Below are 12,900 nucleotides of genomic sequence, written 5' to 3' on the forward strand. Positions count from 1 at the left end.
TGGCGCCCGAGCATGGTTTCGGCCGCTTGCCAGAGTTGATCCAGGCCGATATGAACACGCCCGCGCAGTTGCACGTCGTTGTTGAAGGTCGCGAGGATCGGCGCCGCAGGCTGAGCAATGCGTCTTTAAGTTCGCCGCGAATCGAGCAGCATACGCAGCCGCCGGGCAGTAGCACCGTGTCCGGCGCCACCTCTTCCACCAGCAAGTGGTCGATGCCGACGTCGCCGAACTCATTGATCAGCAGCGCCGTGTCGCCGAGGCTTGCGCCCTGCAGCAGGCGCGTGAGCAAGCTGGTCTTGCCTCTGCCGAGGAAGCCGGTGATGACGTTGAGGGCAATACTCATATGTTACCTCCGCCCCCTGTAGGAGCGAGCTTGCTCGCGAAAATCGTCAACGATGACGCGGGCATCCTGGATGCACGCGGCGTTCTCGGGCTTTTCGCGAGCAAGCTCGCTCCTACAGGGGGCATTCCAAGTGATCGAGTAGTTGCGGGTCGAGGGGATCCAGCTGGCGCCCGAGCATGGTTTCGGCCGCTTGCCAGAGTTGATCCAGGCCACTGGCCAACGCCTGCTTGCCGGTCGCGCCGAGCAGCAGGTACGACGCGCCCTGGAAGTCTTCGACCTTGAGCCGGAACACCGCCAGCACCTGGTTGATCGCGGCGATCCGGCGCAGGCGTTCGCGGCGCCGGGGCAACTCGTCGCCCAGGGGGTCGCTCCAGTGCAGGTCTTCGCCGAGCAGCCCGCAGAGTCCGCACATGGCTATACCCCGCTCATGGCATGACATCGCCGGAGTTCGGGCCCAGGGTCTGGCCGACGAACAGGTTGCCGCCCGGCTCGCTGGCCAGCAGCACAGCGGTCGGCGCCACTTCGTCGGCCAGGCCGAAGCGGCCCAGGGGCAGTTCGGCGGCCTTGGCGCGCTTCCAGGTGTCGCTGATGCCGCCCACCAGCGGCGTTTCGATGGGCCCCGGCGCGATGGCGTTGACCAGCACGTTGTCCTTGGCGACTTCCAGCGCCAGGGATTTGGTAAAGCCAATCACCCCGGCCTTGGCCGCGGCGTAGTGGGTCAGCTCGGCGCCGCCCTTGATCCCCAGTTGCGAGGCGACGTTGATGATCCGTCCCCAGCCCTGCGCCAGCATGTGCGGCAAGGCGCGCTGGCTGGCGACGAAGACGCTGGTGAGGTCGACGCGCAGCATGTCGTTCCACATTTCGATGGAGAGGTCGACGCAGCGCGCCTGGGTGAGCATGCCGGCGTTGTTGACCAGGATATCGATGCCGCCGAAATGTTCGACGCAACGGTCGACACTGGCCTGGGCGCCTTCGACGGTGCCGACATCGGCCAGGCACTCGACCACTTGCGCGCCGAGGTTGCGGCAGGTGACGGCGGTTTCGGCGAGGCTGACGGCATTGCGGTCGGCCAGCAGCAGGCGCGCGCCCTCAGCGGCATAGGCACGGGCGATGGCGGCACCGATGCCGCTGCCGGCGCCGGTGATCACGGCGCGGCGTTTAGTCAGTTGGGGCATACACAAACTCCTGAAAAAACACAGTACCCAGGTGGGGTCAGTCGGGCCAGCGCACGGTCAGGCCACCGTCGATGACGATGCTTTGCCCGGTCAGATAGCTCGACGCGTCACTGGTCAAAAACTGCACCAGCGACGCCACTTCATCCGCCCTGCCCACCCGGCCCAGCGGAATCGCCCGCGCCGCCTTGGCTAGGCCTCGCGGCCCGAGGGAGTTCTGCGCATCCAGCGATTGCGGCGTCTCGATCAAGCCCGGGATCACCGCATTGCAGCGAATCCCCAACGGCGCCAGTTCCACCGCCAGCGAGCGGCACAACCCCGGCACACCGGCCTTGGCCGCCGCGTAATGGCTGTGCTCCTGCCAGCCATATACGCCGCCGGCAATCGACGAAATCGCCACCAGCGCACCGCCTGCGGGCATATGCCGGGTCGCTGCGCGGAAGGTACGCATCACCCCGGTCAGGTCGACATTGAGCATTTCGTCCCACACCTGATCGGTCATTTCCAGCAGCGGCGCCCGACGCAGCAGACCGGCATTGGCCACCGCGTAATCGAGGCGGCCAAAATGCTGCACGGCCTGGGCCGCCAAGGCGTCCACCGAGGCGCTGTCGCCGACGTCCAGCGGCAGCATCAGGCACTCGCCGCCCGCTTGCTCCACCAAGGACACAGTGGTGCGCGGGTCATGGGGATCGGCCGGGTAATACCCGCCCACCACGGCCACGCCGCAACGCGCATAGGCCACGGCGAGGGCTTGGCCAATGCCGCTGGCGGCACCGGTAATCAAGGCAACTTTACGGTTCATCGAACACTCCTTACTGCACGGTTTCCGGGCGCACATGGCGTGCGGCGAACAGCAGCACGCCGGACAAAAAGCACGGCACGGCGCCGAACCACAGGGCGGCGGTCTGCCAGTCGCTGCCGGCGGACAACACTTGCGTCGCGCCGAACCCCGCGACCACCGCACCGATCGGGCCCATGGCATGGATGATCGCGCCGCCGGTGGCGCGGATGCTGGTGGGGAAACTTTCGCTGATAAAAAACAACGCCGCCGAATACGGCCCGATCAGGAAGAACAGGCCCAGGCTGTACAGCCCGACCACCATCGCCATGTTGCTCGGGCCGAACAGCATCCCGGCGAACGACAGCCCGCCGAGCATCCAGCCCAGGCCGATGACATTGCGACGGCCGATCTTGTCGCCCATCCAGCCGTGGCTGAGGTAACCGCAGTAACCCACCAGGTTCGACAGCACGAGGATGATCAGTGAGTTCTCGAACGAGATGTGGTGAACGCTGACGATCACCGACGTGCCGAGCACGCTGAACACCTGGATCGCCGCCCAGTTGAGCAACAGCGCGGCGCCGATCACCAGGGTGGCGCGGCGGGCCGGGCCTCGGAAGGCGGCTTTGAGGCCGGCTTTGCTGTGCTCGTCGTAGTCCACGCCATAGGTCACGGCAACGTTTTGCGCTTCACTCACCGCGCCGCTTTTACGCAGCTCGCTGATGCGCTGGTGGATCTGGAACTGCGGGCTCTCCTTGAGCTTGCGCGCCATGATCGCAATCACGATGGCCGGGATCGCAGCAAAAATGAAGCACCCCTGCCAGCCGATGATCGGCAGCAACAGCGCGGTCAAACCGGCGGCAATCAATGCACCGACCGGCCAGCCGCCCTGCACCAGGCTGTAGATAAACCCGCGACGCTTGGTCAGTCGAGGGTCTTCCGAGGCGCCATACAGCTCGCTCAAATACGTGGCGTTGACGGTTTCCTCGGCATAGCCCAGACCGCCCAACGAACGGATCAGAATCAGCGGCGACTTGCCCCACGCCCCACCGATCGCGGTCAGCGCCGAGCACACTGCGGAACCGGCCACGGTGAAGATGATCCCTTTGCGTCGCCCCAACTTGTCGACGACGGGGCCAATGGCAAATGCCACCACCGCTGTGCCCACGGCCACCCAGGTTGCGATTTCAGCTTGCTCCACCTCGCCCCAGCCGAAGTGCCGGCCGATCTCCGGCAGCAACGTGCCGAACAGGATGAAGTCGTACACCGCAAACACCCAGGCGAAAAACGCGATCCAGGTGGCGAAGCGCACTTCCTGGGACGTCAGTTGCCGGGGTTTCCAGCCAGTCAGGTCAAGCTTGTTGTAGATGGACATGAATCGCGCCTCAAAGGTGGGGGGGCAGCTACGCGGTTTGAACCCATCTTGTAGGAGCGAGCTTGCTCGCGAAAATCATCAACGATGACGCGGGCATCCTGGATGCACGCGGCGTTCTCAGGTTTTTCGCGAGCAAGCTCGCTCCTACAAGGGGTGGGGATCAGGTACGCGGTTGCCGACGGATAAAGTCATCAGCGATTTCGTCGAAGGTGACGAAGCGCACGCCGGCATGGCTCTGGATGTGTTCGATCAAGCGTTCGAGCATCAGCAGCACTTGCGGGCGGCCGGACACGTCGGGGTGGATGGTCATGGTGAACACCGCGTGTTCGTGTTCGCGGTAGACCCAGTCGAACTGGTCGCGCCACATTTCTTCGAGGTGACGCGGGTTGACGAAGCCGTGGCTGTTGGGCGCCTTTTTGATGAACATCATCGGCGGCAGGTCGTCGAGGTACCAGTTGGCCGGGATCTCCACCAGGTCGGTTTCTTCGCCGCGTACCAGGGGTTTCATCCAGGTGTCGGGGTGCTGGCTGTAGTCGATCTTGGTCCAGCTGTCGCCCTTGCGCACGTAGTAGGGGTGGAAGTCGTTGTGCATCAGGCTGTGGTCGTACTTGATGCCTTTTTTCAGCAGCAGCTCGTTGGTGACCTTGCTGAATTCCCACCACGGTGCGACGTAGCCGGTCGGGCGTTTGCCCGTCACTTGGGTGATCAGTTCGATGGACTTGTCGAGCACGATTTCTTCTTGCTCGGCGGTCATCGCGATCGGGTTTTCGTGGCTGTAGCCGTGTACGCCGATTTCGTGACCGGCGTCGGCCACCGCCTTCATCTGCGCGGGAAAGGTTTCCATCGAGTGGCCGGGGATGAACCAGGTGGTGCGCAGGCCGTAGCGCTCGAACAGTTTGAGCAGGCGCGGCGCGCCGATTTCACCGGCGAACAGGCCGCGGGAAATGTCGTCGGGCGAGTCTTCGCCGCCGTAGGAACCGAGCCAGCCGGCGACGGCGTCAACGTCGACGCCGAATGCACAGAGGATGTCTTTAGCCATGGGGGTGTCTCCTTAGATAGTCAGTTGGGATTCGACGGACAGCGCCGCCCGCAACAGGCGTGCGTCTTCCCCCGTCGGGGCGCTGAGCAGCAGCCCGGTGGGCAAGCCCAGGGCGTCGCAGCCGCTGGGCAAGGTGACGCCGGGCATGTCGAGCAAACTGCCGGGCATGGTCAGGCGCAGGGTGGCGAGGTTGGTGCTTGCAAAGCGTTCGTCGTCGACTTCCAGCGCTGCCAGCGCCGGGGCGACATGGGCAACGGTCGGGGTGATCAACAGGGCGCCGTCGAGTTCGTCGACCAGTTGCTGTTGCAGGCGGCGACGCGCGTCGATCAGTTGGAGCAGGCGGCTGGCCGGCAGCGACCGCGCCGCTTCGAGGCGGCGCCGGACACGCGGGTCGAGCCGGGTGGCGTCGGGGCTGTCGAGCAGCGCTTCGTGCAGGGCGAAGGCTTCGAACGCGCCGAGCCAGCCTTGCTGCTGGATCAGTTGCAGGGTGGCCTGGAAAGTGGCGCACGGGCGCACGTCGATCAGCGCACCGGCGGCGTTGAGTTGCTCGACGGCGCGCAGCAGGTTGTTGCGCACCGCCGGTTGCACGTCATCCAGCAGGCGTTGCTCAAGCACCAGGCGCAGGCCCTTGAGGCTGCGGGCGCGGTGGGTTTGCCGGCGGCCGTTGAGCAGGTCGTCGATGGCCAGCACATCACGCACGCTGCGGGTCAGCGGGCCGAGGCTGTCGAGGGTGCGGGCCAGCGGGAACACGCCGTCGCGGCTGTAGCGCCGACTGCTGCTGCGGTAACCGACCAGGCCGTTGAAGGCGGCGGGGATGCGGATCGAACCAGCGGTGTCGGTGCCCATGGCGATGGGCACGATGCCAGCGGCGACGGCCACCGCCGAACCGGACGACGAACCGCCGGGAATCCGCGGCTGGTCACGCCCATGGGGGTTGTGCGGCGTGCCGAAATGCGGGTTCAGGCCAAGGCCGGAATAGGCCAGCTCGCTAAGGTTGGTCTTGCCCACGCTGACCATCCCGGCGCGGCACAACAGGCCCACGCTCGGCGCATCGAGCAAGGCGGCGGGCGCGTCGCGGCGGTAGGCGGCGCCAGCGGTGGTGATGCTGCCGGCCACGTCGAACAGGTCTTTCCAGGCCAGGGGCACGCCGTCGAACACACTCAAGGGCTGGCCGGCGCGCCACCGGGCGGCGGCGGCTTCGGCTTCGCGGCGGGCGCGGTCGGCAGTCAGGGTGATAAACACCGCGGCCGCGCGGCTCGCGTGGTCGAGCGCCTGTTCGAGGGCTTGCACCGGGTCGCTGCGACCGCTGGCGAAATCCTCGGCCATTGAAGTGGCGTCTGACATCAGGTTGACCCTCATAAAACGTACATATTAATAAAATGTACATTTAATAAAGGCAGCTTTCGTGCCAGTCTGTGTCGATGGTCTTTCCGGCGATTGCGCTTTATCGACCAGAGCGCCGGGCTAGATGGTTTTGTAGGAAGCAAAAAAACCTGGCGCGGACTCTGCAACGCACGCCCAAACCAAGTGCCACCGACGTGGCGCGGAGTGACAGGCGCATCTATGAGAGAATCCCCGGCTTCGTCCTACATACACCAGACCTCTTTACCTCAGAGAACACGATGAAAGCAGTGTCCGCCTCGGCCTCCCGTTACGCGATGATTCACCAGCTTTTGCGTGACGCGATCGTCAACGGCACCGCCCGCCACGGCTTGGTCCTGCTCGAAGCGCCGCTGGCCGAATTGTTCGGCACCAGCCGCGTGCCGGTGCGCAAGGCGCTGGACCTGCTGCATGCCGAAGGGTTGATCTGCCGTTTCAACGGGCGCGGTTACCTGATCAACCCCGAGGGCGTGGCCATGGAACCGCTGCGCCTGCCGCTGAGCGCTGCGCACCTGGGCCTGAACGACGAGGACGAGTTGGTGGATACACGGCCGTTGGGCGAGCGGATCGTCGAGGAAATCGGCGCGGCACTGTCCACCTGCATAGCCTTTGGCCATTACCGCTTGGATGAGCAAGCCGCCGCCGACCACTACGGCGTCAGCCGCGCAGTGGTGCGTGAAGCGCTGATGCGCCTGCGCGACCGTGGCCTGGTGGAAAAAGAGCCCTATTCCCAATGGTTGGCCGGGCCGTTGACGGCGCGGGAAGTCACCGAAGACTACGAACTGCGCGCCTGCCTGGAGCCCGAAGCGCTGCGTCAGAGCGCGCCGAACCTTGACCGCGCGCTGCTCGAAGCCATGTTGCAACGCGTGCTCGACGCCCAGGACAGCCCGCAGTGCAGCCTGGAAGCCATCGAGCAGATCGAAGAAGACTTGCACCAACGCTGCCTGGCCGGCCTGCAGAACCGCAAGATCGCCGCGCTGATCCGCCAGGGCCAGAGCCCGATGATCATCAGTCGGATTTTCTATCGCTTGCTGGGGATCGGCGCCGACCCGGCGATGCTCGCCGAACACCGCTTGATCCTTGAATTGTTGCTGCACGGCGCGTTCGATGCGGCGGCGCTGAACCTGCGCGAGCACCTGCAACGGGCGCGGCAGCGGATGTTGCAGCGGTTGAAGGTGTTGTCGGTGTTGCCGGAACAGCCCCTGCCCGCCTACCTGCACAAAATCAGCTGACGGCATGCGGTTAACCTTGTGGGAGCAAGCCCCCTCCCACCTTGACCGGGTCTCTGCAGTAATTTCATGCAATATGTTGCTTCTAGCCCCCGCCATTGAAACCGCCGCTGGCCCGCCCCATCTAACTTGCATACTTCCTGATGCAGGTGCCCCATGAGCGACCAGCAAGATACCCCCGATTACGACGCCAACGAATACGCCGACCCTGAAAACGCCGAGGTTCACTCGTCCAATACCGGCCTGGCCCTGCCTGGGCAGAACCTGCCGGACAAGGTCTACAGCATCCCGATTCACAATCGACCGTTCTTCCCGGCGCAAGTATTGCCGGTGATCGTCAATGAAGAGCCGTGGGCCGAAACCCTGGAGTTGGTGAGCAAATCCGACCATCACTCCCTGGCCCTGTTCTTCATGGACACGCCGCCCGAAGACCCGCGGCATTTCGACACCTCCGCGCTGCCGCTGTACGGCACCCTGGTCAAGGTCCACCACGCCAGCCGCGAAAACGGCAAACTGCAATTCGTCGCCCAGGGCCTGACCCGCGTGCGGATTCGCACCTGGCTCAAGCACCATCGCCCACCGTACCTGGTGGAAGTCGAATACCCGCACCAGCCGACCGAGCCGACCGATGAGGTCAAGGCCTACGGCATGGCGCTGATCAATGCGATCAAGGAACTGCTGCCGCTCAACCCGCTGTACAGCGAAGAGTTGAAGAACTACCTCAACCGCTTCAGCCCCAACGACCCGTCGCCGCTGACCGACTTCGCCGCCGCCCTCACCTCCGCCACCGGCAATGAGTTGCAGGAAGTGCTGGACTGCGTGCCCATGCTCAAACGCATGGAAAAAGTCCTGCCGATGCTGCGCAAGGAAGTTGAAGTCGCGCGCCTGCAAAAAGAACTCTCCGCCGAGGTGAACCGCAAGATCGGCGAGCACCAGCGCGAATTCTTCCTCAAGGAACAGCTCAAGGTCATCCAGCAGGAGCTGGGCCTGACCAAGGACGACCGCAGCGCCGACGTCGAACAGTTCGAACAGCGCCTGGAAGGCAAAGTGCTGCCAGCCCAGGCGCAGAAACGCATTGATGAAGAACTGAACAAACTGTCGATCCTTGAAACCGGTTCGCCGGAATACGCGGTGACGCGCAACTACCTGGACTGGGCAACCTCGGTGCCGTGGGGCGTGTACGGCAAGGACAAGCTCGACCTGAAACACGCGCGCAAGGTCCTGGACAAACACCATGCCGGGCTGGACGACATCAAGAGTCGTATCCTCGAATTCCTCGCGGTGGGCGCCTATAAAGGCGAAGTCGCCGGTTCCATCGTGCTGCTGGTCGGCCCGCCGGGCGTGGGCAAGACCAGCGTGGGTAAATCGATTGCCGAATCCCTCGGGCGGCCGTTCTATCGCTTCAGCGTCGGCGGCATGCGCGACGAGGCCGAGATCAAGGGCCATCGCCGCACCTACATCGGCGCCCTGCCCGGCAAGCTGGTGCAGGCGCTCAAAGATGTGGAAGTGATGAACCCGGTGATCATGCTCGACGAGATCGACAAGATGGGCCAGAGCTTCCAGGGCGACCCGGCTTCGGCGCTGCTGGAAACCCTCGACCCGGAACAGAACGTCGAATTCCTCGACCACTACCTGGACCTGCGCCTGGACCTGTCGAAAGTGCTGTTCGTGTGTACCGCCAACACCCTCGACTCGATCCCCGGCCCCCTGCTGGACCGCATGGAAGTGATTCGCCTGTCGGGCTATATCACCGAAGAAAAAGTCGCCATCGCCAAGCGCCACCTGTGGCCTAAGCAGTTGGAAAAAGCCGGCGTGTCGAAAAACAGCCTGACCATCAGCGACGGCGCCCTGCGCGCACTGATCGACGGCTACGCCCGCGAAGCCGGGGTGCGCCAGTTGGAGAAACAACTGGGCAAGCTGGTACGCAAGGCGGTGGTCAAGCTGCTGGATGAACCGGACGCGGTGATCAAGATCGGCACCAAGGACCTGGAAAGCTCCCTGGGCATCCCGGTGTTCCGCAACGAACAAGTGCTGTCTGGCGTCGGCGTGATCACCGGCCTGGCCTGGACCAGCATGGGCGGCGCGACCCTGCCGATCGAGGCGACCCGCATCCACACGCTCAACCGCGGCTTCAAGCTCACCGGGCAGTTGGGTGAGGTGATGAAAGAATCCGCTGAAATCGCCTACAGCTACGTCAGCTCCAACCTGAAATCGTTTGGCGGTGATCCGAAGTTCTTCGATGAAGCCTTCGTCCACCTGCACGTCCCCGAAGGCGCCACACCGAAGGACGGCCCCAGCGCTGGCGTGACCATGGCCAGTGCGCTGTTGTCGCTGGCGCGCAACCAGCCACCGAAGAAAGGCGTGGCCATGACCGGCGAGCTGACGCTGACCGGGCATGTCCTGCCGATTGGTGGGGTGCGTGAGAAGGTGATCGCGGCGCGGCGCCAGAAGATTCACGAGCTGATCTTGCCGGAGCCGAATCGCGGCAGCTTTGAGGAATTGCCGGAGTATCTGAAGGAAGGGATGACCGTCCACTTCGCCAAGCGCTTTGCGGACGTGGCCAAGGTGCTGTTCTGATCGTCCTTTAGCGCTTGGGCGGGCGTCATCGCGCGCAAGCCCGCTCCCACACTTGACCGAGTACATCCTTTGGAAGGCGGCCAAGATGTGGGAGCGGGCTTGCGCGCGATGGCGTCCGTCGCCGCCCTCTTGTCACACCCTGTCGCATCTTCGGTTATGCTCGCCCTTCGTCGCACATCAACGGAGTCTTCATGACCGCTGCCCGCCTGCTTCTCCCCTTGAGCCTTGCCCTGCTGGCCGCGTGCGCCAGTGCCCCGCAGCAAAACGTCAGCGTGGAAAAACAGAGCGCCTGCCCGCTCCAGCTCAAAAACGGACAAAACCTGATCCTGACCCTGCCAAGCAACCCCACCACCGGCTACCGCTGGGCCATCCAGGATTCCGCCGGCGGCGTGCTGCGCGCCCTGGGGCCCGAGGTCTACAGCAGCACGGAATCCGGCGTGATCGGCGGCGGCGGCCAGTCCACCTGGCGCTTCCAGGCCTTTGCGGCCGGCCAGGGCCGTTTGCGCCTGACCTCCCAGCAACCCTGGGAACCGGAAGCCGAACCGGCCGAGACCTTCGACTGCGCCATCACGGTGAACTGATATGCCATGGCTGATTCTTGCGTTGATGGGCGCCGGCACCTTTATCTACGGCCTGACCGTCCACGCGGCGTTACTGTGCCTGCTGGTCAAACCGTTGCCGGTGCTGGCGCTGCTGGGCTGGCTGCATGACGCGCCGCCGAGCGACTATCGACGCTGGATCAGCCTGGGGCTGATTTTCTCCCTGGTCGGCGATGTGTTGCTGGCGTGGCCGGGCGACTTGTTTATCTTTGGCCTGGGCGCGTTTCTGTGCGCGCACCTGGCGTACCTCAAAGCCTATTTCAGCGACTGCCGACGCTTGGCGTGGCTGCCGTTGGTGCTGGCGCTGGGCGTCGGCGCGATGCTGCTGAGCATCCTGATCGCCCATGGCCTTGGCGACTTGCTGATGCCAGTGGTGGTCTACGCCTTGGTGATCAGCGCGATGCTCTGGCGGGCGCTGGCGCGACTGGGCAGCGCGGTGCCCAAGCGTTCGGCGCTACTGGCGGCGGCGGGGGCCGTATCGTTTGTGGTTTCCGACACGCTGATCGGTATCAATCGCTTTGTGCTGAGCTTCGACGCGGCGCCGTATCTGCTGATCGCCACTTACTGGCTCGGCCAGTGGGGCATCACCGCCTCGGCGTTCCATCAGACAACCCGCGCATCCAAGGAGCAACTTGGCTAAAATGCCCGCCTTTCCCCCCTCGTCGCCGGAACAACCGTGAGCAAAGAACCCGATCGCCTATTCGCCCAGCCCCTGCCCCAGGTGCCGGACTTCGCCTTTAACGAAGACGTGGTGCGGGTGTTCCCGGACATGATCAAGCGCTCGGTGCCCGGTTATCCGACCATCGTCGAAAACCTCGGCGTGCTCGCCGCGCAGTTCGCCCAGCCCAACAGTGTGCTGTACGACCTGGGGTCCTCCCTCGGCGCGGTCACCCAGGCGTTGCGCCGCCACGTGCGTACCGACGGCTGCCACGTCATCGCGGTGGATAACTCGACGGCGATGGTCGAGCGCTGCCGCGAGTACCTCAATGGCCAGGACTCGATGTTCCAGGAGTTGCTGCCGGTCCAGGTGATCGAGGGCGATATCCTCGCGCTGCAGTTCCAGCCGGCCTCGGTGGTGGCGCTGAACTTCACCCTGCAATTCATCGCCCCCGATCAGCGCCTGGCGTTGCTCGGGCGCATCCGCCAGGCGTTGTTGCCCGGCGGTGCGCTGATCCTCTCGGAAAAGCTGCGCTTCAATGACCTTGAAGAACACGCGCTGCTCACCGACCTGCACATCGCGTTCAAACGCGCCAACGGCTACAGCGAGCTGGAAATCGCCCAGAAGCGCAGCGCCATCGAAAACGTCATGAAGCCCGACAGCCTCGAAGAACACCGCGAACGCCTGCTGGCGGCCGGGTTCTCGAAAGTCGTGTCGTGGTTCCAGTGTCTTAACTTTGCCTCGTTGATTGCCTTGCCATGATTGATCTGTCCCCCCTCGCCCGCCATCTGGTCGGCACTCCCCTGGCCGTGTGGGCCCAGGGCCTGCAAGCGCAACTCGATAGCAAGATGGAAAAGGGGCATGGCGACCTGGAGCGCTGGCAGAGCGCGCTGGATGCATTGCCGAAGATCCAGCCCAGCGAAGTCGATTTGCTCAATGGCCTGACCCTCGACAGCGATTGCGACGACGCCACGCGCGCGCAGATGCACAGCGCATTGATGGGCCTGTGCCCGTGGCGCAAGGGCCCGTTCCACTTGTTCGGCGTGCATGTGGACACCGAATGGCGTTCGGACTGGAAGTGGTCGCGGGTCGCGCCGCACCTGGACCTGAAGGGCAAGCGCATTCTCGATGTAGGCTGCGGCAATGGGTATTACATGTGGCGCATGCTCGGCGCCGGTGCCGACAGTGTGATCGGCGTGGACCCGAACTGGCTGTTCTTCTGCCAGTTCCAGGCGGTGCAACGTTACCTGTCGGCGCCGAACGCGTGGCACCTGCCGTTCCCGTTCGAGGACTTGCCGGCGAACCTGGAAGGCTTCGACACTGTGTTTTCCATGGGCGTGTTCTACCACCGTCGCTCACCGATCGAGCATTTGCTGGCGCTGAAAGACTGCCTGGTCAAAGGCGGTGAACTGGTGCTGGAAACGCTGGTGATCGAAGGCGATCAGCAACAGGTGCTGGTGCCGGAAGACCGCTACGCGCAGATGCGCAACGTGTGGTTCCTGCCATCGGTGCCGGCGTTGATGCTGTGGCTGCGCCGGGCCGGGTTCAGTGAGGTGCGCTGTGTGGATGTGAGTGTGACCACGGTTGAAGAACAGCGCGGGACGGAGTGGATGAAGTATCAGTCGCTGAGTGACTTCCTCGACCCGGAAGACCATAGCAAGACGATTGAAGGGCTGCCGGCGCCGATGCGGGCGGTGATCATCGCCAAAAAGTAACCCCGATCCCCATGAAAAAATGGAGATCAATAATG

Annotated in this window: 12 protein-coding genes and 1 pseudogene; 6 read left to right on the forward strand and 7 right to left on the reverse strand. The window is 64.1% G+C overall.

Translation table 11 applies throughout. The features are described 5' to 3' along the window. From INT12_RS10480 to INT12_RS10510, 7 genes and pseudogenes are all read right to left on the reverse strand, one after another. Window positions 1-343 (reverse strand): annotated as a pseudogene (locus INT12_RS10480) (GTP-binding protein); the annotation flags it as partial. Window positions 344-455: 112 nt separating this feature from the next. Continuing rightward, entirely contained in the window at window positions 456-755 is a 300-nt protein-coding gene (locus tag INT12_RS10485; RefSeq protein ID WP_017844560.1) for a hypothetical protein, read from the reverse strand. A gap of 13 nt (window positions 756-768) precedes the next feature. After that, a complete protein-coding gene (locus tag INT12_RS10490) occupies window positions 769-1,518 on the reverse strand; it encodes an SDR family NAD(P)-dependent oxidoreductase (protein WP_193058843.1) in 750 nt (249 codons plus the stop codon). A gap of 37 nt (window positions 1,519-1,555) precedes the next feature. After that, window positions 1,556-2,317, reverse strand: a complete 762-nt coding sequence (locus INT12_RS10495) for an SDR family NAD(P)-dependent oxidoreductase (RefSeq protein WP_193041113.1) — start codon at window positions 2,315-2,317, stop codon at window positions 1,556-1,558. Window positions 2,318-2,327: 10 nt separating this feature from the next. Further along, window positions 2,328-3,668: an MFS transporter gene (locus INT12_RS10500; protein WP_193058844.1), complete on the reverse strand. Its 1,341-nt coding sequence runs from the start codon at window positions 3,666-3,668 to the stop codon at window positions 2,328-2,330. A 160-nt stretch (window positions 3,669-3,828) separates the two neighbouring features. Beyond that, a complete protein-coding gene (locus INT12_RS10505; protein WP_046384579.1) occupies window positions 3,829-4,707 on the reverse strand; it encodes a polysaccharide deacetylase family protein in 879 nt (292 codons plus the stop codon). A 12-nt stretch (window positions 4,708-4,719) separates the two neighbouring features. Beyond that, on the reverse strand, window positions 4,720-6,051 hold the full coding sequence (locus INT12_RS10510; RefSeq protein ID WP_193041114.1) for an amidase: 1,332 nt from the start codon (window positions 6,049-6,051) through the stop codon (window positions 4,720-4,722). A 278-nt stretch (window positions 6,052-6,329) separates the two neighbouring features. Between INT12_RS10510 and INT12_RS10515 the strand changes: the two genes are divergently transcribed. The 6 genes from INT12_RS10515 to cmoB all read left to right on the forward strand — a co-directional run bounded on the left by INT12_RS10515 (window position 6,330) and on the right by cmoB (window position 12,865). Then, entirely contained in the window at window positions 6,330-7,319 is a 990-nt protein-coding gene (locus INT12_RS10515) for a GntR family transcriptional regulator (RefSeq protein ID WP_046384581.1), read from the forward strand. A gap of 153 nt (window positions 7,320-7,472) precedes the next feature. Continuing rightward, a complete protein-coding gene (gene lon, locus INT12_RS10520; RefSeq protein ID WP_193058845.1) occupies window positions 7,473-9,893 on the forward strand; it encodes an endopeptidase La in 2,421 nt (806 codons plus the stop codon). Window positions 9,894-10,084: 191 nt separating this feature from the next. Next, complete coding sequence (locus INT12_RS10525) at window positions 10,085-10,474, forward strand: protease inhibitor I42 family protein (RefSeq protein WP_017844552.1); 390 nt, start codon at window positions 10,085-10,087, stop codon at window positions 10,472-10,474. A 1-nt stretch (window position 10,475) separates the two neighbouring features. Beyond that, complete coding sequence (locus INT12_RS10530) at window positions 10,476-11,132, forward strand: lysoplasmalogenase (protein ID WP_017844551.1); 657 nt, start codon at window positions 10,476-10,478, stop codon at window positions 11,130-11,132. A gap of 36 nt (window positions 11,133-11,168) precedes the next feature. Then, complete coding sequence (gene cmoA / locus INT12_RS10535) at window positions 11,169-11,912, forward strand: carboxy-S-adenosyl-L-methionine synthase CmoA (RefSeq protein WP_193058846.1); 744 nt, start codon at window positions 11,169-11,171, stop codon at window positions 11,910-11,912. Continuing rightward, window positions 11,909-12,865 carry a tRNA 5-methoxyuridine(34)/uridine 5-oxyacetic acid(34) synthase CmoB gene (gene cmoB / locus INT12_RS10540; protein WP_046488593.1) on the forward strand — a complete coding sequence of 319 codons (957 nt, stop codon included), beginning with the start codon at window positions 11,909-11,911 and terminating at the stop codon, window positions 12,863-12,865. The genes cmoA and cmoB overlap by 4 nt, the downstream gene beginning before the upstream one ends. Window positions 12,866-12,900: the final 35 nt, after the last annotated feature.

Origin of the sequence: Pseudomonas sp. K8, assembly GCF_014889455.1 — a bacterium.
GTDB lineage: Bacteria > Pseudomonadota > Gammaproteobacteria > Pseudomonadales > Pseudomonadaceae > Aquipseudomonas > Aquipseudomonas veronii.

Coding starts and splice junctions, on each gene's coding strand:
- INT12_RS10530 (WP_017844551.1), top strand. CDS start 10,476: ATGCCATGGCTGATTCTTGCGTTGATGGGCGCCGGCACCTTTATCTAC.
- INT12_RS10505 (WP_046384579.1), bottom strand. CDS start 4,707: ATGGCTAAAGACATCCTCTGTGCATTCGGCGTCGACGTTGACGCCGTC.
- INT12_RS10515 (WP_046384581.1), top strand. CDS start 6,330: ATGAAAGCAGTGTCCGCCTCGGCCTCCCGTTACGCGATGATTCACCAG.
- lon (WP_193058845.1), top strand. CDS start 7,473: ATGAGCGACCAGCAAGATACCCCCGATTACGACGCCAACGAATACGCC.
- INT12_RS10485 (WP_017844560.1), bottom strand. CDS start 755: ATGTGCGGACTCTGCGGGCTGCTCGGCGAAGACCTGCACTGGAGCGAC.
- INT12_RS10500 (WP_193058844.1), bottom strand. CDS start 3,668: ATGTCCATCTACAACAAGCTTGACCTGACTGGCTGGAAACCCCGGCAA.
- INT12_RS10490 (WP_193058843.1), bottom strand. CDS start 1,518: ATGCCCCAACTGACTAAACGCCGCGCCGTGATCACCGGCGCCGGCAGC.
- INT12_RS10510 (WP_193041114.1), bottom strand. CDS start 6,051: ATGTCAGACGCCACTTCAATGGCCGAGGATTTCGCCAGCGGTCGCAGC.
- INT12_RS10495 (WP_193041113.1), bottom strand. CDS start 2,317: ATGAACCGTAAAGTTGCCTTGATTACCGGTGCCGCCAGCGGCATTGGC.
- INT12_RS10525 (WP_017844552.1), top strand. CDS start 10,085: ATGACCGCTGCCCGCCTGCTTCTCCCCTTGAGCCTTGCCCTGCTGGCC.
- cmoB (WP_046488593.1), top strand. CDS start 11,909: ATGATTGATCTGTCCCCCCTCGCCCGCCATCTGGTCGGCACTCCCCTG.